Source organism: Streptomyces sp. NPDC032198 (assembly GCF_040636975.1).
In the GTDB taxonomy this organism is placed as follows: domain Bacteria; phylum Actinomycetota; class Actinomycetes; order Streptomycetales; family Streptomycetaceae; genus Streptomyces.
Map to the genome: position 1 here is coordinate 500,878 of NZ_JBEZVL010000005.1, position 24,068 is coordinate 524,945.

Sequence of the window (24,068 nt, forward strand, 5' to 3'; positions counted from 1 at the left end):
CTCATGCTGTTTTCCAGCAAGGGCAAGCACCGCCGCCCGTCCAAGGCCACCCGTGTCGCCACGCTCGCCGGCGTCACCGGTGTCGCGGTCGCGGCCCCGCTGATGGCCGCAGGCCAGGCCTCCGCCGCGACGAACCAGGAGTGGGACGCCGTCGCCCAGTGCGAGTCCGGCGGCAACTGGTCGATCAACACCGGCAACGGCTACACGGGCGGCCTGCAGTTCTCGTCGTCCACCTGGGCCGCGTACGGCGGCACGAAGTACGCGCCCAGCGCCGACCAGGCCTCCAAGGCCCAGCAGATCGAGATCGGCGAGAAGGTCCTCGCGGGGCAGGGCAAGGGTGCCTGGCCGTCCTGCGGCGTCGGCCTCTCGGGCGCGTCCAACGAGGGTGGCGGTGCGCAGGAGAGCGCCCCGCAGCAGACCCAGGAGCAGCCGAAGAGCCAGCCCAGCGCGCAGACCGAGCAGCCGCAGCAGCAGGCCCCCAAGAAGGCCGAGGCCGCTCCGAAGGCCGAGTCCAAGAAGACCGTCGAGACCCCGACCGGCAAGACGGTCAAGAAGGGCGACGGCGAGTACAAGGTCAAGAAGGGTGACACCCTCTCCAAGATCGCCGAGGCCAAGGACGTCAAGGGCGGCTGGCACAAGGTGTACAAGCTCAACGGCGACATCATCGACAACGCCGACATGATCTACCCGGGCCAGCAGCTGCACCTCAGCTAAGAGCTGAGGAGGCAGGCAGGCGGCACCTGGCGGTCGCGCCCCCCGGCGGAGGCGCGACCGACGGAGCTGGTGACGCCCGCACGTACTGCCGGTCCACCCCCGTCCCCACGGGTCCACCCCGTCCCGGTGCGCGTATCCCCCGTACGCACCGGGGCGGGGTTCTTTTGCCCTCCACGCTTTGTTCCGTTCGGAAACATTTTGCTCTCGGTTTGTCCACAGGGCGGTCGCCCGGCTGGCTCTTGTCCGGGAGCCGGTTAGGCTCGTGTCCGCGAGGCCAACGCCCCGCGTACCCGCGTCACATCCCAGAAGGAGATGCTCGTGCCGTCCATCGACGTCGTCGTAGCCCGGGAAATCCTGGACTCCCGAGGCAACCCCACGGTCGAGGTCGAGGTCGGCCTCGACGACGGCAGCACGGGTCGTGCCGCCGTTCCGTCCGGTGCGTCCACCGGTGCTTTCGAGGCCATCGAACTCCGTGACGGTGACCCCAACCGTTACATGGGCAAGGGCGTGGAGAAGGCCGTCCTCGCCGTCATCGAGCAGATCGGCCCGGAGCTCGTCGGGTACGACGCGACCGAGCAGCGCCTGATCGACCAGGCGATGTTCGACCTCGACGCCACCGACAACAAGGGCTCGCTCGGCGCCAACGCCATCCTCGGCGTCTCGCTGGCCGTCGCGCACGCCGCGTCGGAGGCCTCCGACCTCCCGCTCTTCCGCTACCTCGGCGGCCCGAACGCGCACCTGCTGCCCGTTCCGATGATGAACATCCTGAACGGCGGGTCGCACGCCGACTCGAACGTCGACATCCAGGAGTTCATGATCGCGCCGATCGGCGCCGAGTCGTTCTCGGAGGCCCTGCGCTGGGGCACCGAGGTCTACCACACGCTGAAGAAGGTCCTGAAGGACAAGGGCCTCTCCACCGGCCTGGGCGACGAGGGCGGCTTCGCCCCGAACCTGGACTCCAACCGCGCCGCGCTCGACCTCATCCTCGAGGCCATCAAGCAGGCCGGTTACGTCCCCGGCGAGCAGATCGGCCTCGCGCTCGACGTCGCCGCGTCCGAGTTCTACAAGGACGGCAAGTACGAGTTCGAGGGCAAGTCCCGCTCGGCCGCCGAGATGACCGAGTACTACGAGGAGCTCGTCTCCTCGTACCCGCTCGTCTCCATCGAGGACCCGCTGTTCGAGGACGACTGGGCCGGCTGGAACGTCATCACCGAGAAGCTCGGCGACAAGGTCCAGCTCGTGGGCGACGACCTGTTCGTCACCAACCCCGAGCGCCTGGCCCGTGGCATCGAGGAGAAGTCCGCGAACGCCCTCCTGGTGAAGGTCAACCAGATCGGCTCGCTGACCGAGACCCTGGACGCCGTCGAGATGGCCCAGCGCAGCGGCTTCAAGTGCATGATGTCGCACCGCTCCGGTGAGACCGAGGACGTCACCATCGCCGACCTCGCCGTCGCCACCAACTGCGGCCAGATCAAGACCGGCGCCCCGGCCCGCTCCGAGCGCGTCGCCAAGTACAACCAGCTGCTCCGCATCGAGGAGATCCTCGACGACGCGGCCGTCTACGCGGGCCGCAGCGCGTTCCCCCGCTTCAAGGGCTGAAGACCTCCGGTCCTCGGCTCCGCTGAGTAGTTACCTACGTCCCCGTACTCGGTCCCGTACCGTGTGCGGGGACGTACGTACGTATCGGGGAGGCGGCACACATGGCCGTGAAGGACCGCGACCGGTTCTCCACCGCGACCAGGCTGCGGCTGCTCGGCGAGCAGACCGCGGAGCGTGTCTACCGCTCCCAGACCAAGCGCCAGGCACGCCGCTCCCGGCTGACGGGACGCGCCGCGCTCCTCGCGCTCGTGCTCTGCTCGCTGGTTGTCGCCCTCGCCTACCCGATAAGGCAGTACGTCTCCCAGCGCGCGGAGATCGCCGACCAGCGCAAGGAGCAGGCCGAGCGCCGCGAGAACGTCGAGAGGCTGAAGGACGAGAAGGCCCGCTGGCGGGACGACGCGTACGCGGAGCAGCGCGTCCGGGACCGGCTGCACTATGTGATGCCGGGCGAGACCGGCTTCACGGTGGTCGACCCCGAGGCGGCGAAGAACCAGCGCTCCGACCAGGGGGCGGCCGCCAGGCCCTGGTACTCGAACGTCTGGGACGGCGTCGACAAGGCGGACCGTCCGGCCGACGACGACTGAGCCCGACCGCACTCGCGCCGTCCGGGCTCGACAGAACCTCTACGGAACCGATCGAAAGACAGGCATGGAAACGCCCCCGCCGACCACCCCGCGCACCGAGCCCACCGACGCCGACGTCGAGGCCTTCAAGCAGCAGCTCGGCCGCCCGCCGCGCGGCCTGCGGGCCATCGCCCACCGCTGCCCGTGCGGGCAGCCGGACGTCGTCGAGACGGCGCCGCGCCTTCCGGACGGGACGCCGTTCCCGACGACGTACTACCTGACGTGTCCGCGGGCCGCCTCCGCGATCGGCACCCTTGAGGCCAACGGCGTCATGAAGGAGATGTCGGAGCGGCTGACGAAGGACCCCGAGCTGGCCGCCGCCTACCGGGCGGCGCACGAGGACTACATCGCGCGCCGTGACGCCATCGAGGTCCTGGAGGGCTTCCCGAGCGCGGGCGGCATGCCGGACCGCGTGAAGTGTCTGCACGTCCTGGTCGGCCACTCGCTGGCCGCGGGACCCGGCGTGAACCCGCTGGGCGACGAGGCCATCGCGATGCTGCCGGAGTGGTGGCGCAAGGGCGCGTGCGTCTCGACGAGCGAGGAAGAGCGCGCATGACCCGGGTGGCAGCCATCGACTGCGGCACGAACTCCATCCGCCTCCTGGTGGCGGACGCGGACCCGCGGACCGGCGAACTGGTCGACCTGGACCGCAGGATGACGATCGTCCGCCTGGGCCAAGGGGTCGACAAGACGGGCCGCCTGGCCCCGGAGGCGCTGGAACGCACCTTCGCCGCCTGCCGCGAGTACGCCGAGGTCATCAAGGAGCACGGCGCCGAGCGCCTCCGCTTCGTGGCGACCTCCGCGTCCCGCGACGCCGAGAACCGCGACGACTTCGTCCGCGGTGTCCTGGACATCCTCGGCGTCGAGCCGGAGGTCATCAGCGGTGACCAGGAGGCCGAGTTCTCCTTCACCGGGGCGACGAAGGAGCTGGCGGGCAGCGACCACCTGGCCAAGCCCTACCTCGTCGTCGACATCGGCGGCGGCTCCACGGAGTTCGTCGTCGGCGACGACGAGGTCAGCGCCGCCCGCTCCGTCGACGTCGGCTGCGTACGCCTCACGGAGCGGCACATCCGCACCGACCCGCCCGCGCCCGCCGAACTGGACGCCGTCCGCGCCGACATCACGGCCGCGCTGGACCTGGCCGAGCAGACGGTGCCGATCGGTGCGGCCCGCACCCTGGTCGGCCTCGCGGGATCGGTGACGACGGTGGCCGCCATCGCGCTCGGCCTGGACGCGTACGACTCCGCGGCGATCCATCACTCCCGTGTCTCCTACGAGCAGGTGAGCGAGATCGCCGCCCGCCTGGCACGGGCCACGCACGACGAGCGGGCCGCCATCCCGGTGATGCATCCGGGCCGCGTGGACGTCATCGTGTCCGGCGCGCTCGTCCTCCTGTCGATCATGGACAGGACCGGTGCCCGGGAGGTCGTCGTCAGTGAGCACGACATCCTCGATGGCATCGGCTGGTCGATCGCCTGAGCACGTCATGTAGCGTCTGAGCGGCTGTTGAGGGGCTCGAAGGACCCGGCGGCGACACGCCGTCGGGAAACTTCGTGAAGTTCTTCACAAGGAAATCGGCTCGGTTGGACGATGTTCAGGGGTTCTGGACCCCTAAAAGTGCCCCCAGAGGCCCCCGCGACCCACGACAGTGAAGGTTCGCGAGTGTGTCCGGAGGGTGAACCGGCCGAGTGGTCCAGTGCGGCGGAAGGGTCAGAGCGGCAGCTCACAAGGGGTGCACAACGACTTGGGCTGTGGCGTGGTTCCCCTGGGGCGTCATGACCTGCGTCACGTGGGCGGCGAAGTGTAGCAGAGGGTGTACCCATGCTTGTGAAGGGGCGCACGAGCGACCCCTGCCGGGCAGGTGGATACTCGATGGCATGAGCACCACGGAGCGTCCCAGGATCCTCGTAGTAGGCGGTGGGTACGTAGGCCTGTACGCAGCTCGGCGCATCCTCAAGAAGATGCGCTACGGAGAGGCGACCGTCACGGTCGTCGACCCCCGGTCGTACATGACCTACCAGCCCTTCCTCCCCGAAGCCGCCGCCGGCAGCATTTCGCCTCGGCACGTCGTCGTCCCGCTGCGACGCGTGCTGCCCAAGGCGGAAGTTCTGACCGGCCGGGTCACCACCATCGATCAGGACCGCAAGGTCGCGACGATCGCCCCCCTCGTGGGCGAGGCGTACGAGCTGCCTTTCGACTACCTGGTCATCGCGATGGGCGCGGTCTCCCGCACCTTCCCGATCCCCGGCCTCGCCGAGCAGGGCATCGGCATGAAGGGCATCGAGGAGGCCATCGGCCTGCGCAACCACGTCCTCGAGCAGCTGGACAAGGCTGACTCCACGACGGACGAGGACGTCCGCCGCAAGGCGCTGACCTTCGTCTTCGTCGGCGGTGGCTTCGCGGGTGCGGAGACCATCGGTGAGGTCGAGGACATGGCCCGCGACGCGGCCAAGTACTACAACAACGTGAAGCGCGAGGACATGCGCTTCGTGCTCGTCGACGTCGCGGACAAGATCCTCCCCGAGGTCGGCCCGAAGCTCGGCCAGTACGGCAAGGAGCACCTCGAGGGCCGCGGTGTCGAGGTCTACCTCAAGACCGGCATGGACTCCTGCGTGGACGGCCACGTGGTGCTGAACAACGGCCTCGAGGTCGACTCCAGCACCATCGTGTGGACCGCGGGCGTCAAGCCCAACCCGGCGCTCGCGCGCTTCGGTCTGCCGCTCGGCCCCCGTGGCCACGTCGACACCCAGACGACCCTCCAGGTCCAGGGCACCGACTACATCTGGGCCGCGGGCGACAACGCCCAGGTGCCGGACATGGTCGGCCGCAAGGCCGGCAACGAGAACGCCTGGTGCCCGCCGAACGCCCAGCACGCGCTGCGTCAGGCCAAGGTCCTCGGCGACAACGTGATCTCCGGCATGCGGGGCTTCCCGCAGAAGGAGTACAGCCACGCGAACAAGGGTGCGGTCGCCGGTCTTGGCCTGCACAAGGGCGTCGCGATGATCGTCATGGGCAAGGTGAAGATCAAGCTCAAGGGCCGTCTCGCCTGGTACATGCACCGCGCGTACCACGGCATGGCGATGCCGACGTTCAACCGCAAGATCCGCGTCTTCGCGGACTGGACGCTCGCGGTCTTCCTCAAGCGTGAGGTCGTCTCGCTGGGCGCCATGGAGACGCCGCGCGAGGAGTTCTACGAGGCTGCCAAGCCCGCGCCGAAGCCCGCCGTGGCCAAGGCCGAGCCGGTCGCCGCCGGGTCCGAGGAGAAGGCCAAGGCCTCCTGACCTCCGGTCACTGAACAGCCCCGAGGGGGCCGCCCGCCATCCGTGGTGCGGGCGGCCCCCTCGGGTTTTTCCTCCGCCGTATGCATGGTGCGTACACTTATTTTGCCGATCCGTGACGCGGCAACGGGACTGCGGGAGCGGCCGGTTGGTGTTTACGTGGTGTTGAGCTGTCCGGGATCGCCATCACGGAGGTGTGCACCATGCCAGACGCCGCACTGCGGCTGAAGAGCCTTGCCGAACAACTGCTGGGAGCCCCGCTCCCCGTGCGTATTCGTGCCTGGGACGGTTCGGAAGCAGGCCCGCCGGGTGCCCCCACCCTCGTCGTACGCAACCGCCGCGCCCTGCGCCGCCTGATGTGGAAGCCGGGCGAGCTGGGCCTCGCCCGCGCCTGGGTGGCCGGTGACCTGGACGTCGAGGGCGATCTGTATGCCGCGCTCGACCGGCTCGCCGGGTTCATCTGGGAGCGCGACGAGGACGCCAAGAGCCTGCGGGAGTCCCTGCGCGACCCGGGGTTCCGCGCCGCGGCCCGCACCCTGATCGGCCTCGCCGCGCCCTTCCTGCCGCCCGCCCCGCCGCCGGAGGAGATGCGCGGCCGTGGCCGTCTGCACTTGCACACCAAGGGCAGCGACCGCCAGGCCATCAGCCACCACTACGACGTGGGCAACGACTTCTACGAGCTGGTGCTCGGCCCCTCGATGGTCTACTCGTGCGCCTACTGGGGGGCCCATGAAGGGGAAGCCTCGACCCTGGAGAACGCCCAGCGCGACAAGCTCGAACTCATCTCCCGCAAGCTCGCCCTGAAGCCCGGCATGCGGCTCCTGGACGTGGGCTGCGGCTGGGGCTCCATGGCGATCCACGCGGCCCGCGAGCACGGCGTCTCCGTCGTCGGCGTCACGCTCTCCCAGGAGCAGGCCGCGTACGCCAGGAAGCGCATCGCGGAGGAGGGCCTGACCGACCGGGTCGAGATCCGGGTCCAGGACTACCGCGACGTGCGCGACGGGCCGTACGACGCGATCTCCTCGATCGGTATGGCCGAACACGTCGGCGCCGAGCAGTACTTGGAGTACGCACGCGACCTGCACGCACTCCTCAAGCCCGGCGGCCGGCTCCTCAACCACCAGATCGCGCGCCGCCCGCAGACCGACGAGTCGACGTACGAGGTCGACGACTTCATCGACGCCTACGTCTTCCCCGGCGGCGAGCTCGCCCCCATAGGATCCACCGTCGGACAGCTGGAGCGCGCCGGGTTCGAGGTGCGCGACGTGGAGGCCATCCGCGAGCACTACGCCCTCACCCTGCGCAGCTGGGTCGCCAACCTGGAGGCCCACTGGAAGGAGGGCCAGCGGCTCACCTCGCCGGGCCGCGCCCGCATCTGGCGCCTCTACATGGCGGCCTCCGCGCTCGCCTTCGAGCGCAACCACATCGGCGTCAACCAGGTCCTCGCGGTGAAGACCCCGGAGATCGGCACCTCCGGGATGCCGCTGCGGGCCCGCGCCTGGCAGTAGGACGCAGACGAGTGGGGCCCCGGACGGAGGTTCGTCCGGGGCCCCACTCCTGTCGCCTGCCGCCAGGCGCTACTCGCTCTTGATCGCCATCAGCGGGTTCAGCCGCGCCGCGCTGCGGGCCGGCCACACCGCGGCGAGGACACCGACCAGGGCCGCGATCGCGAGGAAGATCGCGATACGGCCGACCGGGATCTCCATCGTGTACGTCTTCAGCGAGCCGACGATGCTGTTGCCCGCGGCCCAGCCCATGAAGATGCCGAGACCGATGCCGAGCACCGCGCCGAACAGGGAGATGATGACCGCCTCCAGGCGCACCATCTGCTTGACCTTCGCGCGGTCGAGGCCGATGGCCCGCAGCATGCCGATCTCGTGCTTCCGCTCGAAGACCGACATGGCCAGGGTGTTGATGACGCCGAGCACCGCGATCAGGATGGCCATCGCCAGGAGGCCGTAGAGCATGTTCAGCATCAGGTTGATCGCGCCACCGATCTCGTTGCTGAGCCCGTCCTTGTCCTGGATCTTGATGGCGGGGTTGTCGCCAAGGGCCTTGACGATGGCATCCTCCGAGCGGTCGGAGACGCCGCCCTTCATCTTCACCAGGACCTGCTGGTCGGTGATCTTGGACAGGTGCGCGTCGACCACGGCGAGCGGCGTGTACAGGCCCTTGAGGAACTCGTTCTGCTCGTAGACACCCGCGATCTTCAGCTTGACCGTCTTGTCGTCGTCGAACTTCACCGGGACGGTGTCGCCCGCCTTCAGGCTCTTCTTGTCCGCGGTCTCCTTGTCCAGGAGCGTGGAGTTCCCGCTCAGACCCGCGAGGGACCCGCTGGTGAAGTCCAGGCTCACCAGCTTGCCGAAGTCCTGCGCGTCGACGCCGTGGACCGAGGCGTACGAGCCCTCGACATCGCCCCAGCCCTCGCGCAGCGGGCTGCTCGCCTCGACGTCCGGGAGCTTGTCCAGCTTCTCGCGGACCTCGGGGGTCAGCGGCTGGTAGTTCGCCATGGAGACGGTGTAGTCGGCCTTCATGGAATCCGCGGCCATCTTGTTGATGGCCGTGCTCATGGAGGTCGCGACCACCGTCATCGCCGTGATGAGGGTCAAGCCGATCATCAGGGCCGCGGCGGTGGAGGCCGTGCGGCGCGGGTTGCGCACCGCGTTGAGCCGGGACAGCTTGCCCGGCACGCCGAACGGCTTCAGGAGCGGGGCCGACGCGGCGATGAACGGGCGCGACAGGAGCGGGGTGAGGACGATGACGCCGATGAGGATCGTGGCGGCGCCGGCGGCCATCACGTAGTTGTCGTCCATGAGGAGCATGACTACGCCGATGGCGACGATGATCGAGCCGATGATGTTGCGGACGACGAGACCGCGCATGGTCGGCGTCGCGTGGACGCTGTTCATCGCGGCGACCGGCGGGATCTTCGCAGCGCGGCGGCCCGGCAGCCAGGCGGCCAGCATGGTGACGACCACGCCGATGATCAGGGCGACGACGATCGTGGTCGGGGCGATGATGATCGGTCCGTCGGGCAGCGAGGCGCCCGCGGAGTTCATCAGGGACTCCAGGCCGAGGGCCACGCCGATGCCGAGCGCGAAGCCGGTCACGGCGGCCACCAGGCCCACGATGAACGCCTCGATGAGCACGGAGCGCGTCACCTGACGGCGCGAGGCGCCGACGGCGCGCATGAGCGCGAGCTCCTTGGTGCGCTGGGCGACCAGCATGGTGAAGGTGTTGGCGATGATGAAGATGCCGACGAAGAGCGCGATGCCCGCGAAGATCAGCAGGACCTGGCTCATCGACTTGGTGTCCTGCTCGATCATCTCGTCCTGGTCGTCCGAGAGCTGGCCGCCGGTGACGGCGTCCGTCTCCTTCGGCAGGATCTTCTCGACCGTGCTCTTCAGCGCGGCCTCGGAGGTGCCGGCGGCGGCCTTCACGTCGATCTCGTCGTACTGGGTCTTGGCGAGGACCTTGAGCGCGGTGTCGTTGTCGAACACCACCAGGCTGCCGCCCGCGAGGACACTGCCGTCCTCGGTGTCGAAGACGCCGCTGATCCTCGCCTTCTTCACCGGTCCGTCGGTGGAGTAGCGGACCGAGTCGCCGACCTTGTAGCCGGTGCGCTCGGCGGTCCTGGAGTCCAGCGCGAGGTCGCCGGCGGACTTGGGGGCCGCGCCGTCGGTGAAATCGTAGCGGGGGTCCTTGCCGTCCTTGCCGGGGAAGTAGTTGGCGCCGGTGGTGCCCCACTCGCCGCCGACCAGCTTGCCGTCCTTGTCGGCGAGCGCGGTGAACCCGGAGACGGTCCCGATCGCCGAGTCGGCGCCGGGCAGGCCCTGCGTCTTCTTGAGGAAGGCGTCGGTCAGGCGCGGCGGCTTCTTGGCCTCACCGCTGTCGTCGCCGCCGTAGGAGGAGCCGTCGCCCTGGATGGCGACGGAGACGTGGTCGAAGCTCTTCGCTGACTTGTTCTTGTAGGCGTTGCCGAAGGTGTCGGTGAAGACGAGGGTGCCGGAGACGAAGGCGACGCCGAGCATGACGGCGAGCACGGTCATCAACAGCCTGGCCTTGTGCGCGAGCACGTTGCGCAGGGCGGTACGGAACATGGGTGTCTGTCCTGGTGGGGGAGAAGGCGGACGAGTAGCGGAGGGGCGCGAGGGCGCGGTGTCGGCTAGCTGGTCCGGCCCTTCGCGTCGAAGTCCTTCATCCGGTCGAGGACACCGTCGGCGGTCGGCGAGAGCATCTCGTCGACGATCCGCCCGTCGGCGAGGAAGATCACGCGGTCCGCGTACGCCGCGGCCACCGGGTCGTGGGTGACCATGACGACGGTCTGGCCCAGTTCGCGCACGGAGTTGCGCAGGAAGCCGAGGACCTCGGCGCCCGAGCGCGAGTCCAGGTTTCCGGTCGGCTCGTCGCCGAAGATGATGTCGGGCCGCGAGGCGAGCGCGCGGGCCACGGCGACGCGCTGCTGCTGGCCGCCGGAGAGCTCGGTGGGCCGGTGGCTGAGCCGCCCGGCCAGGCCGACCATGGAGATGACCTGCTCCAGCCACTGCTTGTCGGGCTTGCGGCCCGCGATGTCCATCGGAAGCGTGATGTTCTCCAGGGCCGTCAGCGTCGGCAGGAGGTTGAAGGCCTGGAAGATGAAGCCGATCTTGTCCCGGCGGAGCTTGGTGAGCTGCTTGTCCTTGAGGGTGGACAGCTCGGTCTCGCCGATCCGTACGGAGCCGCCGCTGAAGCTGTCGAGGCCCGCGACGCAGTGCATCAGGGTCGACTTGCCGGAGCCCGAGGGGCCCATGATCGCGGTGAACTCGCCCTGCCGGAAGTCGACGGAGACATGGTCCAGGGCGACCACCTGGGTCTCGCCCTGTCCGTACACCTTGGAGAGGTCCGTGGCGCGTGCGGCCACCGCGGTGGTGCGGGCGGCGAAGGGGGTGGTGGTCACGGGGCGGTGCTCCTGTCGGGACGACGAGTGGGGACGTACTCCATCGTCCTTGCGGAACCGGGCCGTGTAGTCAGCCGTTGTTCTGGTTCCGGGGGCCCTCTCCAGTCGGACCCCGAGCGCCCGTGTCATACCTGGGGATGACCTCCGCCCCTGAGGCGGGTACCACCCGCCAGTGACCCGCGGACGCCACGGAGGCGGCTAAATTCCGTCATTCCGTCCCGGAGCCCCCACACCCGTGGAAAGGCCTCCGGCATGTACCGATGGGCTGTACCGGTGGCTGATGCACCCTCAGACGTCAATAAAATAAGACAACATCGGGCTGTTGTTCCGCTGTTCGGGGGACGCTCCCCGATAGGGTCGAATCACTTGATGCGGAGCCCACGGCCTGCCCGGATGGTGGAATGCAGACACGGCGAGCTTAAACCTCGCTGCCCCTAGCGGGCGTGCCGGTTCAAGTCCGGCTCCGGGCACCTCCGCCAAGGCGTCAGCGGTCATGTGCGCCACGGCATCAGCGCGCCGTTGAAGCGCGCCGCGGTATGCAGGTCCGCCTCGATCGCCGCCGCCGTCTCGCGCAGCGCGGGAAGCAGCACCCCGATGGTCTCGTCCAGCGGGGCGGTGCCCGCGTGCTGGGCCACGTTCAGGGCGGCGACCACCCGCCCCGCCGCGTCCTTGACCGGTACGGCGACCGACCGCAGGCCCTCCTCCAGTTCCTCGTCCGCGGTGGCGTAGCCGTCGGCGGCCGCCCGCTCCAGGACGCGGTGCAGTTCCGCCGGGTCGGTGACGGTGCGCCGGGTGAGGGAGCGGGGCGGGGCGGCCTTCACGAGGCGCGCGCGGTCCGCCTCCGGGAGCCCGGAAAGCAGGACCCGGCCCATGGCGGTGGGGTAGGCGGGGAAGCGCGTGCCGAGCGTGATGTGGACGCTCATGACGCGCACCGTGGCCGCCCGCGCCACGTACAGGATGTCCGTGCCGTCGAGCACCGTCACCGACGCCGACTGGTGCACGCGGCCCGTCAGTTGGCGCAGATGCGGCTCGGCGATGTCGGCGAAGCCGAGGCGGGACAGGCGCGCGAAGCCGAGCTCCAGGATGCGGGGGAGCGGGCGGTAGAGGCGCCCGTCGTGTGCCGCGTACCCCTCCAGTTCCAGGGTGTGCAGGCAGCGGCGCGCGGTGGCCCGTGGCAGGCCGGTGGCGGCGGCGATCGCGGTGAGCGGGAGGCCGTCGCCGTGGGCCCGGCCCAGGGCGCGCAGGACGGCGAGGCCGCGGGCGAGCGACTGGAGGAAATCCGGGCCCAGTTCGGCCTTCGCGTCAACCGTGTGCACCGGCTGACCGAGCGTCAACTCGCTGGCCCCGTACGGCGATGTGGCGGGCGGCAAGGACTCCAGGTGGGCGGCCTCCTCCCGCAGGCGCGGCAGCACGAGTTCCGCCAGGCCCTGCGCCGTGTGCCTGCTGGTGTGGCTCACCGCGGACAGGGCGTACCGGACGCGGCCCGCCGCGTCGCGCACCGGGACCGCCGTGGCGATCAGGCCCGGCTCGATCAGCTGGTCGTCGAGCGCCCAGCCCGTCACGCGCGAGCGCTCCACGCGGTCCGCGAGGTCCGGCGGCGGGGACGCGGGTCCTGGCGGCAGCGCGGGGAAGGCGGACCCCTCGGGGTCGGCGGCCGTGCGTGCCCGCCACGCCGCCCACGCCGCCTCGTCCCACTCGGCGGCGAACAGCGCGCCCGGCGCGCACCGTTCGGCGGGCAGCAGATCGCCGATGCGGAAGGCCACCGACATCGCGCGGCGCCGCGCCGCCTGCGTGACGAAGCGGACGCCGTTGCCGTCCGGCACCGCGAGGGACACCGACTCGTCAAGATCGTCCGCGAGCCGTGCGGTGCGCGCGGCGACCTCACCGCTCAGCCCGCTCGCCGCGAGGTAGGCGTTGCCGAGCTCCATCAGGCGGGGCGTCAGGTGGAGTTCCTGGCCCTGCTCGCGCACGTAGCCGAGGCGGCCCAGGGTCGCCACGACCCGGTCCACCGTGGAGCGGGCGAGGCCGGTGGCGCGCACCAGGTCGCCCGCCCTGACCTGTTCGGCGACGGCGAGGGCGCGCAGCACCGCGAGGCCGCGCTCCAGGGGGCGTACGGACTCTTCTGGCATGGCGCCGCTCCTCGCACGGTGGGAAACCGGCCGCCCCGCAACCGTTGACAGCCGCTGGGTCCGGTCGGAGACTCCCGTCAGCACATTATGAACGAAAGTTCACCAGGCGAACAAGTGGAGGGGTCGGCCGATGCGCACCACCGTCGGAATCATCGGAGCCGGACCGGCGGGCCTGCTCCTGGCCCGCCTGTTGCACAACGCCGGCATCGACTCCGTCGTCCTGGAGACCCGGGACCGCGCCTACGTGGAGCAGCGCCAGCGCGCCGGAATCCTGGAACAGGGCACCGTCGACGTCCTGCGCGAGGCCGGAGCCGCCGCCCGCATGGACCGCGAGGGCATCCCGCACGACGGCATCGAGCTGCGCTTCGACCGCCGCAGGCACCGCGTCGACTTCCCCGCCCGGACCGGCGGCCGGTCCGTGATGGTCTACGCCCAGACCGAGGTCTGCAAGGACCTCATAGCCCTCCAGCTCGCCGCCGGGGGCCCGCTGCTCTTCGAGGCAGAGGCACTCGCCGTCGAGGGCGCCGGGACCGAGCAGCCGCGCGTCCGCTTCCGCCACCAGGGCCGTGAGGACGTCCTGGAGTGTGACTACGTGGTGGGCTGCGACGGCTCCTGGGGCGTGGCCCGCAAGGCCGTGCCCGCCGACGTCTCCCGGGTCTTCGAGCGGACGTACCCCTTCGGCTGGCTCGGCATCCTCGCCGACGTGCCGCCCTCGCACGACGAGCTGGTCTACGCCCGCCACGACCGCGGCTTCGCCCTCCTGTCCATGAGGTCGCCGACCGTCACCCGCGCCTACCTCCAGGTCCCGGCGGACACCGACGCGGCCGACTGGGGCGACGAGGAGATCTGGGACGAGCTCGACCGCCGCCTGGAGACCGACGACGCCTGGACGCTGAAACGCGGACCCATCACGGCCAAGTCCGTCACCCCCATGCGCAGCCAGGTCCACGAGCCGATGCGGCACGGACGCGTGTTCCTCGCCGGGGACGCCGCCCACATCGTCCCGCCCACCGGCGCCAAGGGCCTCAACCTCGCCGTCGGCGACGTCGTCACCTTCGCCCGCGCCCTCGTCGAACTCCGCGACACCGGTTCCGACGCCCGCCTGGAGGTGTACTCCGCGACCTGCCTGCGCCGCGTCTGGCAGGCCGAGCGCTTCTCGTACGCCATGACCACGATGCTGCACCGCGCCCCCGGAGCCACCCCCTTCGACGACCGCATCCAGCTCGCTCAGCTGGACCGGATCACCACCGCGCGCTCGGCCGAGGCCGACCTCGCGGAGAGCTACACGGGCTTCCCCCTCGACTGAGCCCGCACCCCCGTCCCCCGGTAGTCCCCACTCCACAAAGAAGTGAGAGCCCCGTGACCGCTCCCCAAGGCGCCGCGCCCCAGCGGACCTTCAGATCCGTCGCCCCCGTCATAGCCCTGTGCTGGCTCGTCGTCTTCTTCGACGGCATGGACGTCAACATCTACGGCGCCGTGATGCCGCACCTCATCGACGACAAGGGCTTCGGCTTCACCCCGTCGACGGCGGGCACCATCGGCTCCTGGACCACCTTCGGCATGCTCATCGGCGCCCTCGGCTGCGGCACGCTCACCGACTGGATCGGCCGCAAGCCGATGGTGACGGGCAGCGTCGCGCTGTTCTCCCTGGGTTCCGCGGTCTGCGCGCTCGCGCCGACCGCCGCGGTCTTCGGCGGCGGGCGGTTCATCGCCGGGCTCGGCCTCGGCGGTCTGATGCCGATCAGCCTCGCGATCGTCGCCGAGTTCGCGCCGCCGCGCAGGGCCGCGCTCGCCACCGGCCTGATGATGACCTCGTACCACGCGGGCGGCATGGCGGCCACGGGCCTCGGACTCTGGCTCGGACCCGACCACGGCTGGCGCGTCGTCTTCTGGGCGGGCGTGATCCCCGCGGTCGTCGCCGTCCCCCTCGTACTGAAGTGGCTGCCCGAGTCGCCCGGCGTGCTGCTCGCCAAGGGCCGCACGAGCGAGGCCGAGGCCGTCGCCGCCCGGTACCTGCTGCCCTCCCCGACGCTCGCCGAAGCCCCCGAGGCGGGCGCCAAGGGCCGCTTCGCCGCCGTGGCCTCGCTCTTCACCCCCGGACAGCGGCTCGCGACCCCGCTCCTCTGGCTCGCCTCCTTCGCCGGACTGCTGCTCGTCTACGGCGTCTCCACCTGGCTCCCCGAGCTGATGCGGGCCTCCGGCTACTCCCTGTCCTCCTCCGTCACCTTCCTGATGGTGATCAACGCGGGCGGCATCGTCGGCATGCTCCTCGCGGGCCGGGCCGCCGACAAGTTCGGCGCGGTGCGGATCTCCGCGATCTGGTTCCTGCTCACCGCCTGCGGAACCTTCCTGCTCAGGGCGGAGCTGCCGCTCGGCGTCGCGTACGTGATCGTCTTCATGACCGGCATCTGGCTCTTCTCGGCGCAGGTGATGGTCTACGCCTCCGCCCCTTCCGTCTACACGCCCGCCCAGCGCGCCACCGGGCTCGGCTGGATCACCGGCGTCGGGCGCACCGGCGCGGTCGTCGGGCCCTGGCTGGGAGGTGCCGTCGTCGCCGGCGGCAACGCGTCCCTCGGATTCACCACCTTCGCCGTGGCCGCGGTGCTCGGAGCCGTCGCGATCTCGCTGGTGCCACTCGTCCGGCGCAGCAGCCGCACCCCGGCCGACGAGGGTGTATCCCCGACCGCACCGGGAACAGAGAGCACCGGGCCCGTCGTTCTTGGTCACAAGGAGGGAAAGATCCTCCCCAAGCACTAGGGTCTTTGTTTTGCCTACGCATTACTCTTGACCCAAAGCCACGCCCAGTGGCCATGGAGGAGTGAAATGAGGAGCAGCAACCCGGTCTTCTCGCGACGGGGGTTCAGCCGCGACAACGGCTACGCGGGCTTCGGCACGCAGCCGCAGGCCGGGGGACCCGCGGGCGGGACACAGACCCAGCAGGGCAACCCGTACGCGGGCACCGCGGGCCAGCAGGCCCCGGCCAACCCGTACGCGACGAACCCGTACGCCCAGCAGGACCTGCAGCACGGCGCCCCCCAGGCGCCCGTCACCACCGCCGGCCGCATGACGATGGACGACGTCGTCCTGCGTACGGCCACCACGCTCGGCACGCTCGTGGTCACGGCCGCGCTCGCCTGGGCGCTGCTGCCGGTGGACGACGCCAACATCAGCAAGTCGTACGGCATCGCGATCGGCGCGGGCCTCATCGCGATGGTGCTCGGCCTGGTGCAGGCCTTCAAGCGCAAGGCATCGCCGCCGCTGATCCTGACGTACGCCGCCCTGGAGGGTGTCTTCCTCGGCGTCGTCTCCAGCGTCGTGGACAACCGCATCGCGAGCGGCGCGGCCATGCAGGCCGTGATCGGCACCATGGCGGTCTTCGCCGGTGTCCTCATCGCCTACAAGGCGGGCTGGATCCGCGTCAACCGTCGCTTCTACGGCTTCGTGATGGCCGCGGCGATGGGCTTCCTGCTGCTGACCGCGGTGAACCTGCTGTTCATGGTCTTCGGCGGCGGTGACGGCCTCGGCTTCCGCAGCGGCGGCCTCGGCATCGTCTTCGGCATCGTCGGCATCCTGCTCGGCGCGTGCTTCCTGGCCCTGGACTTCAAGCAGGTCGAGGACGGCATCGCGTACGGGGCGCCGAAGGAAGAGTCCTGGCTCGCGGCGTTCGGTCTGACGATGACGCTCGTCTGGATCTACATGGAGTTCCTGCGTCTGATCGCCATCCTGCAGGGCAACGACTGACGCGTGTGACGCAACGGAGGGCCCCGCGGAACGTATGTTCCGCGGGGCCCTCCGCTGTTGTGTGTGAGTGGTCTGTGAGGGGGACAGAGGGGGTCAGAGCAGCTTGCGTGCGGCCCGCCGCAAGTCGTACTCGTGGATGATTGCTTTGGCGTGCCCATAGGCCAGGTTGTGCTCCGCGCGGAGCCAGCTGACCTTCTCCTCGAAGCGGAAGAGAGATGGGCCTTCGTCCACGGCGCGGATCCAGTCGGAGATCTCACGACCGGTGCAGTGGGGGATGCGGGCGATCAGATTGCGGTGGGTCTCCTCGGAGAAGACTTGGGACATCGGCGCCTCCGGACGCGTCGCGATGTGTTCCGTCCTTCACGACACCGTGCCTGAGCGTGGGGACGTTGGCAACAGTCCCGCCCGGGCGCATAAGGTCGCCGGGTGCTTGATACGACGCCTTTGACGGCCGCAGTGGACCAATTCGCCGACCGGTTGCGGGCCGCCCCGCAGAGCCGCCTGCAGCGGGGGGCGGCGACCGAGGCGCTCGCTCTGGCCAGGGAACTGGCGGCGTGGGCGCAGCGGATCGAGGTGCCGGACGAGGAGCCGCGGGAGATGCCGGACGCCGGGATGTTCGCGGCGGCCGACCAGATCACGGTCGCGGGGCGGGATCTGGCCCTTGTCCTCACGGACGGGGGGCAGCTCGCGGAGGCGCTGACGCTCGTGGAGAAGGCGCAGAAGCGCGCCGGGGTGTGACCGACCCCGGCGCGTGCCGGGGTCGCTCCGGTCAGACCGAGGCGATGACGCGGTCCGCCAGGATGTAGACGTTCTCGGTGCCGCACTCGAAGGTCAGCGCGTAGGCGCCGGAGACTCCGGAGCCGCCGAGCAGGACCGGGGCGTGGCCGTCGCGCAGAGCGTCGGCGAGCAGCTCCGCTGTCTCGCGGTGGCCCGGGGTCATGCAGAGCGTCGTGCCGTCCGCGAAGACGTACACGTCGAGCGTGCCGAGCGGGCCGGGGCGGACGTCGGCGAGCGCCGTGCGGGCGTCGGCCAGTTCCTCAAGACAGGCGACGGTGCGCTCGTGGTCGCCGTTGACGGGGGACTGCACCGGCACGAAGTCCGGGTGCGAGGGGTGGCGGCGGCGGGCCGCGGCCAGCTCCGGGGAGTCGCTCGCGAAACCGTCGGCCGGATCGGCGTACGGCTCGATGACCGGCTCCAGGCTGTCCGCCTCCAGCCCCGAGAAGTCCGCCTGGCGGGGCAGGAACAGCTCGTCGGCCATGTCGGAGAGGCCCGGCAGGCCGCTCAGCAGGGAGGGCGCGTCCGAGGCGTCACGGGCTTCCTGGGCGGCCCAGAAGGCCCGCGCCTCGGCCAGCTCGCGCTCCCGTTCCTCGGCGAGTGCCTCGGCGACAGCCGTGCGTATCTCGTCGGTGTCCGGTGTCGTGCGGGCTGCGGGCACGGTGACGTGTGCGGTCGCCGAGTGGCTCTGGGCCAGCTCGGTGCGCAGCGTCGTGATCTGCTTCCGAAGCCCGTGCACGGCGTGCAGGGCGGCGGCACCCACGGCCGTGGCAGCGGCCGTGGAGAGCAGCAAGGCAATAGGCAAGGCGCTCACTGACGTACTCCCGGTTTCAAGTCGACCCCCGACTTCCTACATCAGCTTGAAGCCTGCACGATCCACCTGTCAGTGCATTACGTCACGAATTGGACAGGTCTTTCGGCCCGGTGTTTATCCACAGATGTGCTCTGATCTGGGCATATGCATCTCCCCCAGGAGATAGGTCACATCCTGGGGGAGATTGAGTCACGAATCAATGGAGAGGCAGGGGTTCCGCATGGGTCCGGAGGGGCCCGGAGGGCCTCGCGCGGATCAGCTGAGGCGCTCGATGACCATGGCCATGCCCTGGCCGCCGCCGACGCACATGGTCTCCAGACCGAACTGCTTGTCGTGGAACTGGAGGCTGTTGATGAGGGTGCCGGTGATGCGGGCGCCGGTCATGCCGAAGGGGTGGCCGACGGCGATGGCGCCGCCGTTGACGTTCAGCTTGTCCAGCGGGATGTTCAGGTCGCGGTACGAGGGGATCACCTGGGCGGCGAAGGCCTCGTTGATCTCGAAGAGGTCGATGTCGTCGACGGTGAGACCGGCGCGGGACAGGGCCTGCTTCGACGCCTCGACCGGGCCGAGGCCCATGATCTCGGGGGAGAGGCCGGTGACGCCGGTGGAGACGATGCGGGCGAGCGGGGTCAGGCCGAGCTCGCGGGCCTTGGTGTCGCTCATGATCACGAGGGCGGCGGCGCCGTCGTTGAGCGGGCAGCAGTTGCCCGCGGTGACCAGGCCGTCGGGGCGGAAGACGGGCTTGAGGCCCTCGACGCCTTCGAGGGTGACGCCGGCGCGGGGGCCGTCGTCCTTGCTGACGACGGTGCCGTCGGGGGTCGTCACCGGGGTGATCTCGCGCTCCCAGAAGCCGTTCTTGATGGCTTCCTCGGCGAGGTTCTGCGAGCGGACGCCGAACTCGTCCATGTCCCGGCGGGTGACGCCCTTGGCGCGGGCCAGGTTCTCGGCGGTCTGCCCCATCGCGATGTACGCGTCCGGGACCAGGCCGTCCTCGCGGGGGTCGTGCCAGGTGGAGCCCTCGCTCTGGGCGACGGCCGCGGTGCGGGCCTCGGCGTCGGCGAAGAGGGGGTTGTGGGTGTCGGGGTGGTCGCTGGTCCCGTTCTTGCTGCGCGACACCATCTCGACGCCGGCGGAGATGAAGACGTCGCCCTCGCCCGCCTTGATGGCGTGCAGGGCCATGCGGCTCGTCTGAAGGGACGAGGAGCAGTACCGGGTGATGGTGCAGCCCGGCAGGTGGTCCATGCCCATCTGTACGGCGACGATGCGGCCGAGGTTGTGCCCCTGCTCGCCACCCGGCAGACCACAGCCGAGCATCAGGTCGTCGATGAGCTTCGGGTCGAGCTCCGGGACCTTGGCGAGGGCGGCCTGGATGATCGTGGCGGTCAGGTCGTCCGGCCGCAGATCCTTCAGCGAGCCCTTGAAGGCGCGGCCGATCGGGGTGCGGGCGGCAGAGACGATCACGGCTTCGGGCATCACGGCACTCCAGTGACGAGGGGGCAGGACTCCCTGGGAAGTTACCTGCACGTAATGCCCCGGGTCATCGCCCGGGGACTGTGATGCGGACCGCATTTGTCTAAGCGCTTGCTCAGGACTTGCTCAGCGGTGGTGCTGTCGGGCAAACGGGTGGGTGGGAGACAACCGGCGCGAAGCGCCGGGCCAGTGGGCGACGACCCGCACCGGCGCACCGGCGTGGCGTCGCACCGGCGTGACGACGGGACCGGCGTGGTGACACACCGGCCCCGCCCCGCCAAGGGCAGCGTCACTGCGGCAAGGGCGACGCGTCCGGGGCGTGGATGCGGCGGCGCCGGCGGCGTTTGATGAGGGCCCAGGGGCCCCGGGGCCCGGTGGGCATCGCGGCTGCCACCTCCGTGCCACCCTCCGAGGCGGCCTGCGCGGCAGCCCGTGCCACCGGCAGGAAGCCCTCCCGGCGGGAGACGTCGGGGCGCTCCTCCTCCGGCCACAGGCCCAGCGCGGCGCACAGCGTCGGCAGCACCGCCATCGCCGCGGTCGCGTACCCCTCCGCGGAGGGGTGGTAGTTGTCCGGACCGAACAGCTCCCGGGGGTTCGCCAGGAACTCGGGGCCCAGCAGGTCCCCGAGCGACACCGTCCGCCCGCCCTGCTCGACCACCCCGATCGTCTGCGCGGCAGCCAGCTGGCGTGACACCCGGCGGGCCATCCAGCGCAGGGGCTGGTACACGTTCTCGACCGTTCCCAGGTCGGGGCACGTACCGACCACCACCTCCGCCCCGGCCGTCCGCAGCCGCCGCACCGCCGACGCGAGCAGCCGCACGGACCGCGTCGCCGGCATCCGGTGCGTCACGTCGTTCGCACCGATCATCACCACGCAGACGTCCGGCACCCAGGACGCGGGATCGGACAGGAGCAGCGTCACCTGGCGGTCCAGGTCGTCCGACTGGGCGCCCGGCAGCGCCACGTTCCGCAGCTCCACCGGCCGCTCGGCCACCGCGGAGAGCCCCGCGGCGAGCAGCGCGGCGGGCGTCTGCCTGGCCCGGTAGACCCCCTGACCCGCGGCGGTCGAGTCGCCGAGCATCGCGAACCGCAGCGGCTCGGCGCCGTCCGGCCGGTCCGCGAATCCCCATCCGTAGCGTCCGTCCGCCCGCGGTGGAGCCGGATGCTCCCCGCTGTTCCCGACGGACCGCTTCGCCAGCTGTACCTCGGCGAGCACCACGCCCACGGTCGCCGCCCCGAGCAGCCCGATACCTCCGCCGCCGTAAGCCGCGCCCGCGGCGATCCGCCGCGCCACCCTCGCCCTCGACATGCCCTGCAGCCACCTCCTCGTACCGCCCTACATCAACTCATTGCCCCGTAAGGACGGTCGGCCAATCGCAAGCGGAGGTGAACGACTGAACGGGAGCCTTACGCTGACGGCACCCATTCGTCGCACTACATCGCAGCCCGGAGACAACGGTGCAATTCCACGACTCGATGATCAGCCTCGTCGGCAACACCCCGCTGGTGAAGCTCAACAACGTGACCACGGGCATTCAGGCGACCGTCCTGGCCAAGGTCGAGTACTTCAACCCCGGCGGATCCGTGAAGGACCGCATCGCGCTGCGCATGATCGAGGCGGCCGAGCAGAGCGGGGAGCTCAAGCCCGGCGGCACCATCGTCGAGCCCACCTCCGGCAACACCGGGGTCGGCCTCGCCATCGTGGCCCAGCAGAAGGGCTACAAGTGCATCTTCGTCTGCCCCGACAAGGTGTCCCTCGACAAGATCAATGTGCTGCGGGCGTACGGCGCCGACGTGGTCGTCTGCCCCACGGCCGTCGACCCCGAGCACCCGGACTCGTACTACAACGTCTCCGACCGCCTGGTGCGCGAGACGCCCGGTGCCTGGAAGCCCGACCAGTACAGCAACCCGAACAACCCCCTTTCGCACTACCACTCCACCGGCCCCGAGCTGTGGGAGCAGACGGAAGGAAAGATCACCCATTTCGTCGCGGGCATCGGCACCGGCGGCACCATCTCCGGGACGGGCGGGTACCTGAAGGAGATCTCCGAGGGCAAGGTCACCGTCGTCGGTGCCGACCCCGAGGGGTCCGTGTACTCCGGCGGCTCCGGGCGGCCCTACCTCGTCGAGGGCGTCGGTGAGGACTTCTGGCCGACCGCGTACGACAGGAACGTGACCGACGAGATCATCGCGGTGTCCGACAAGGACTCCTTCCAGATGACGCGGCGCCTTGCCAAGGAGGAGGGGCTCCTCGTCGGCGGCTCCTGCGGCATGGCCGTGGTCGCCGCGCTGCGCGTCGCCGAGCGGCTCGGCCCGGACGACGTCGTGGTCGTGCTCCTGCCCGACTCCGGGCGCGGCTACATGAGCAAGATCTTCAGCGACGAGTGGATGAACGACTACGGATTCCTGGAGCAGGCCGGTGACCAGCCTCGCGTCGGCGACGTACTGAGCCGCAAGGTGGGCGGCCGACTGCCCTCGCTCGTTCACATGCACCCCGAGGAGACGGTCGGCGAGGCCATCGACGTACTGCGTGAGTACGGCGTCTCGCAGATGCCCATCGTCAAGCCGGGCGCGGGCCACCCGGACGTGATGGCCGCCGAGGTCATCGGCTCCGTCGTCGAACGCGAGCTCCTGGACGCCCTGTTCGCCCAGCGCGCCTCGCTCGGCGACCCGCTGGAGAAGCACATGTCGGACCCGCTGCCGCAGGTCGGCTCCGGTGAGCCCGTCGCCGACCTGATGGCCGTGCTCGGCCGCGCCGACGCGGCGATCGTCCTGGTCGAGGGCAAGCCGACCGGTGTGGTGAGCCGTCAGGACCTGCTGGCCTTCCTGGCGGAGCAGCAGGGGCAGTAGTCCCGGGTGTGCCGGAGCCGTGGCCCGTGGGGCGAACTTCGCGGAAGTGGTACGAGCGCGACACGTTCGCGCAGCACTCGCTTAACACGGCTCCGGCACATTGGTGGTTGTCGGCGTACAGGAATTCCGGAGCGGCTCCCGGACCTCTGAACGCCTGGACGCGGCCCGGTCCTGACCCGGCCGTCGTCCCTCGCGGGGACCGCCGTCGTCCCGCCCCCTGGTGAACCGGGGGTGCGGCGGTCCCCGCGCACGGACCGCATGAACTTCCTGCCCGGCCGCAGGGCGTGACGCCCCCGCTCGCCCCTCTCAGTACCCCTGGATCTGTGCCGCCGCATGGCTCACCTGGGCCGTGTGCGTGACCCAGCCCGTGGCCGTGCGCAGGTGGAGCTGGAAGGCCGTCGGCTCGGGGGTGTAGCCCATGGGGCGGTCCGGGCTCAGGGCGAGGGAACTCTGGAGGTACGTCGACGGGGCGGTCGACAGGGTCGTGTTCGCGTACGCGCCCGTGGTCGGCCGGTGGACGTGGCCCGCGAGGACCCGGGCCACGTGCGGGTGCCGGGCCAGGACCTCCGCCAGGGCGTCGGCGTCCGTGAGGCGCATGCCGTCCAGGTACGGGATGCCGATGTCCGCCGGCGGGTGGTGCAGGCAGACCAGGGCGGGGATCTCCGGGCGGCCCGCCAGCGTCTCGTCGAGCCAGGCGAGTTGGGCCTCGCCCAGGTGGCCGTGTGGGGCGCCGGGCACGTTCGTGTCCAGGGCGATCAGCGTCAGGTCGGCGTACTCGACGGCGTAGTGCGTGGTGTGTCCGCCGCCGAGCTGCGGCTCGCCGCCGAACGCCTTGACCAGGGCCGCCGGGTCGTCGTGGTTGCCGGTCGTCACGTGCAGGGGCAGCGGGAAGCCCGCGATGAGCTCGCGCAGCTGCTCGTACTCGGCGGGGCGGCCGTGTTCCGTCAGGTCGCCGGTGATCACGACGCAGGTGGGCCGGGGCTCCAGGGCCAGGACGCGGGCGAGCGCGCGGCGCAGGCCCGCCGCGGGCTCGGCGGCCAGGGCGCCGGTGGTGAGGTGCGGGTCACTGAGGTGCGCGACAGAGGTGGTCATGGGGGAACGGTCCGCCGCCGGGCGGGGGCCGCGCCACCGGTCCCGCTC

At 70.5% G+C, this 24,068-nt stretch carries 20 protein-coding genes and 1 tRNA gene; 13 read left to right on the forward strand and 8 right to left on the reverse strand.

Annotated features, from left to right (window positions below; translation table 11 throughout):
* Positions 1–3 precede the first annotated feature (3 nt).
* The 7 genes from AB0E78_RS16265 to AB0E78_RS16295 all read left to right on the forward strand — a co-directional run bounded on the left by AB0E78_RS16265 (position 4) and on the right by AB0E78_RS16295 (position 7,722).
* The gene (locus AB0E78_RS16265; RefSeq protein ID WP_361832597.1) at positions 4–714 is read left to right on the forward strand and encodes a transglycosylase family protein; all 711 of its coding nucleotides are present in this window, start codon (positions 4–6) and stop codon (positions 712–714) included.
* Between the two features lie 318 nt (positions 715–1,032).
* Positions 1,033–2,313: a phosphopyruvate hydratase gene (eno, locus tag AB0E78_RS16270; RefSeq protein WP_361832599.1), complete on the forward strand. Its 1,281-nt coding sequence runs from the start codon at positions 1,033–1,035 to the stop codon at positions 2,311–2,313.
* A 101-nt stretch (positions 2,314–2,414) separates the two neighbouring features.
* Entirely contained in the window at positions 2,415–2,897 is a 483-nt protein-coding gene (locus tag AB0E78_RS16275) for a septum formation initiator family protein (protein ID WP_361832601.1), read from the forward strand.
* A 64-nt stretch (positions 2,898–2,961) separates the two neighbouring features.
* Positions 2,962–3,492, forward strand: coding sequence for a DUF501 domain-containing protein (locus tag AB0E78_RS16280; protein WP_361832603.1), 531 nt, complete (start codon positions 2,962–2,964; stop codon positions 3,490–3,492).
* Entirely contained in the window at positions 3,489–4,415 is a 927-nt protein-coding gene (locus tag AB0E78_RS16285; protein ID WP_361832605.1) for a Ppx/GppA phosphatase family protein, read from the forward strand. The genes AB0E78_RS16280 and AB0E78_RS16285 overlap by 4 nt, the downstream gene beginning before the upstream one ends.
* A gap of 398 nt (positions 4,416–4,813) precedes the next feature.
* Positions 4,814–6,217, forward strand: a complete 1,404-nt coding sequence (locus AB0E78_RS16290; RefSeq protein WP_361832607.1) for an NAD(P)/FAD-dependent oxidoreductase — start codon at positions 4,814–4,816, stop codon at positions 6,215–6,217.
* A gap of 200 nt (positions 6,218–6,417) precedes the next feature.
* On the forward strand, positions 6,418–7,722 hold the full coding sequence (locus tag AB0E78_RS16295) for a cyclopropane-fatty-acyl-phospholipid synthase family protein (protein ID WP_361832609.1): 1,305 nt from the start codon (positions 6,418–6,420) through the stop codon (positions 7,720–7,722).
* A 69-nt stretch (positions 7,723–7,791) separates the two neighbouring features.
* Here the strand turns inward: AB0E78_RS16295 and AB0E78_RS16300 are convergent, their stop codons facing one another.
* Together AB0E78_RS16300 and AB0E78_RS16305 are read right to left on the reverse strand one after the other, a co-directional pair.
* Positions 7,792–10,314, reverse strand: a complete 2,523-nt coding sequence (locus tag AB0E78_RS16300) for an FtsX-like permease family protein (protein ID WP_361832611.1) — start codon at positions 10,312–10,314, stop codon at positions 7,792–7,794.
* A 65-nt stretch (positions 10,315–10,379) separates the two neighbouring features.
* Complete coding sequence (locus AB0E78_RS16305; protein WP_361832613.1) at positions 10,380–11,150, reverse strand: ABC transporter ATP-binding protein; 771 nt, start codon at positions 11,148–11,150, stop codon at positions 10,380–10,382.
* 387 nt (positions 11,151–11,537) lie between these two features.
* Here AB0E78_RS16305 and AB0E78_RS16310 point away from each other — a divergent pair.
* Positions 11,538–11,620: transfer RNA gene (locus AB0E78_RS16310), tRNA-Leu, on the forward strand.
* 21 nt (positions 11,621–11,641) lie between these two features.
* Here AB0E78_RS16310 and AB0E78_RS16315 read toward each other — a convergent pair.
* Complete coding sequence (locus AB0E78_RS16315) at positions 11,642–13,279, reverse strand: IclR family transcriptional regulator C-terminal domain-containing protein (RefSeq protein ID WP_361832615.1); 1,638 nt, start codon at positions 13,277–13,279, stop codon at positions 11,642–11,644.
* Between the two features lie 130 nt (positions 13,280–13,409).
* Between AB0E78_RS16315 and AB0E78_RS16320 the strand changes: the two genes are divergently transcribed.
* From AB0E78_RS16320 to AB0E78_RS16330, 3 genes are all read left to right on the forward strand, one after another.
* On the forward strand, positions 13,410–14,585 hold the full coding sequence (locus AB0E78_RS16320; protein WP_361832617.1) for a 4-hydroxybenzoate 3-monooxygenase: 1,176 nt from the start codon (positions 13,410–13,412) through the stop codon (positions 14,583–14,585).
* A 53-nt stretch (positions 14,586–14,638) separates the two neighbouring features.
* Entirely contained in the window at positions 14,639–16,036 is a 1,398-nt protein-coding gene (locus AB0E78_RS16325; protein ID WP_361832619.1) for an aromatic acid/H+ symport family MFS transporter, read from the forward strand.
* 66 nt (positions 16,037–16,102) lie between these two features.
* A complete protein-coding gene (locus AB0E78_RS16330) occupies positions 16,103–17,020 on the forward strand; it encodes a Bax inhibitor-1/YccA family protein (RefSeq protein WP_361832621.1) in 918 nt (305 codons plus the stop codon).
* Between the two features lie 93 nt (positions 17,021–17,113).
* Here AB0E78_RS16330 and AB0E78_RS16335 read toward each other — a convergent pair whose 3' ends face one another.
* Positions 17,114–17,344, reverse strand: a complete 231-nt coding sequence (locus AB0E78_RS16335; RefSeq protein ID WP_361832622.1) for a DUF4287 domain-containing protein — start codon at positions 17,342–17,344, stop codon at positions 17,114–17,116.
* Between the two features lie 102 nt (positions 17,345–17,446).
* On the opposite strand from AB0E78_RS16335, the gene AB0E78_RS16340 reads away from it, so the two are divergent.
* On the forward strand, positions 17,447–17,758 hold the full coding sequence (locus AB0E78_RS16340; protein ID WP_361832624.1) for a hypothetical protein: 312 nt from the start codon (positions 17,447–17,449) through the stop codon (positions 17,756–17,758).
* Between the two features lie 31 nt (positions 17,759–17,789).
* Here AB0E78_RS16340 and AB0E78_RS16345 read toward each other — a convergent pair whose 3' ends face one another.
* From AB0E78_RS16345 to AB0E78_RS16355, 3 genes are all read right to left on the reverse strand, one after another.
* A complete protein-coding gene (locus AB0E78_RS16345; protein ID WP_361832626.1) occupies positions 17,790–18,608 on the reverse strand; it encodes a hypothetical protein in 819 nt (272 codons plus the stop codon).
* A 255-nt stretch (positions 18,609–18,863) separates the two neighbouring features.
* On the reverse strand, positions 18,864–20,081 hold the full coding sequence (locus AB0E78_RS16350) for an acetyl-CoA C-acetyltransferase (RefSeq protein ID WP_361832628.1): 1,218 nt from the start codon (positions 20,079–20,081) through the stop codon (positions 18,864–18,866).
* Positions 20,082–20,367: 286 nt separating this feature from the next.
* Positions 20,368–21,387 carry an SGNH/GDSL hydrolase family protein gene (locus AB0E78_RS16355; RefSeq protein WP_361832630.1) on the reverse strand — a complete coding sequence of 340 codons (1,020 nt, stop codon included), beginning with the start codon at positions 21,385–21,387 and terminating at the stop codon, positions 20,368–20,370.
* Positions 21,388–21,536: 149 nt separating this feature from the next.
* Between AB0E78_RS16355 and AB0E78_RS16360 the strand changes: the two genes are divergently transcribed.
* Positions 21,537–22,928, forward strand: coding sequence for a cystathionine beta-synthase (locus AB0E78_RS16360; protein WP_361832632.1), 1,392 nt, complete (start codon positions 21,537–21,539; stop codon positions 22,926–22,928).
* A gap of 306 nt (positions 22,929–23,234) precedes the next feature.
* On the opposite strand, the gene AB0E78_RS16365 is transcribed toward AB0E78_RS16360, so the two are convergent.
* A complete protein-coding gene (locus AB0E78_RS16365) occupies positions 23,235–24,020 on the reverse strand; it encodes a phosphodiesterase (protein ID WP_361832634.1) in 786 nt (261 codons plus the stop codon).
* Between the last annotated feature and the right edge of the window lie 48 nt (positions 24,021–24,068).

Excerpts from the sequence above, each read along its gene's own strand:
- AB0E78_RS16265 (WP_361832597.1), top strand. The coding sequence starts at position 4 with ATGCTGTTTTCCAGCAAGGGCAAGCACCGCCGCCCGTCCAAGGCCACC.
- AB0E78_RS16275 (WP_361832601.1), top strand. The coding sequence starts at position 2,415 with ATGGCCGTGAAGGACCGCGACCGGTTCTCCACCGCGACCAGGCTGCGG.
- AB0E78_RS16280 (WP_361832603.1), top strand. The coding sequence starts at position 2,962 with ATGGAAACGCCCCCGCCGACCACCCCGCGCACCGAGCCCACCGACGCC.
- AB0E78_RS16285 (WP_361832605.1), top strand. The coding sequence starts at position 3,489 with ATGACCCGGGTGGCAGCCATCGACTGCGGCACGAACTCCATCCGCCTC.
- AB0E78_RS16290 (WP_361832607.1), top strand. The coding sequence starts at position 4,814 with ATGAGCACCACGGAGCGTCCCAGGATCCTCGTAGTAGGCGGTGGGTAC.
- AB0E78_RS16295 (WP_361832609.1), top strand. The coding sequence starts at position 6,418 with ATGCCAGACGCCGCACTGCGGCTGAAGAGCCTTGCCGAACAACTGCTG.
- AB0E78_RS16300 (WP_361832611.1), bottom strand. The coding sequence starts at position 10,314 with ATGTTCCGTACCGCCCTGCGCAACGTGCTCGCGCACAAGGCCAGGCTG.
- AB0E78_RS16315 (WP_361832615.1), bottom strand. The coding sequence starts at position 13,279 with ATGCCAGAAGAGTCCGTACGCCCCCTGGAGCGCGGCCTCGCGGTGCTG.
- AB0E78_RS16320 (WP_361832617.1), top strand. The coding sequence starts at position 13,410 with ATGCGCACCACCGTCGGAATCATCGGAGCCGGACCGGCGGGCCTGCTC.
- AB0E78_RS16330 (WP_361832621.1), top strand. The coding sequence starts at position 16,103 with ATGAGGAGCAGCAACCCGGTCTTCTCGCGACGGGGGTTCAGCCGCGAC.
- AB0E78_RS16335 (WP_361832622.1), bottom strand. The coding sequence starts at position 17,344 with ATGTCCCAAGTCTTCTCCGAGGAGACCCACCGCAATCTGATCGCCCGC.
- AB0E78_RS16350 (WP_361832628.1), bottom strand. The coding sequence starts at position 20,081 with ATGCCCGAAGCCGTGATCGTCTCTGCCGCCCGCACCCCGATCGGCCGC.
- AB0E78_RS16355 (WP_361832630.1), bottom strand. The coding sequence starts at position 21,387 with ATGTCGAGGGCGAGGGTGGCGCGGCGGATCGCCGCGGGCGCGGCTTAC.
- AB0E78_RS16365 (WP_361832634.1), bottom strand. The coding sequence starts at position 24,020 with ATGACCACCTCTGTCGCGCACCTCAGTGACCCGCACCTCACCACCGGC.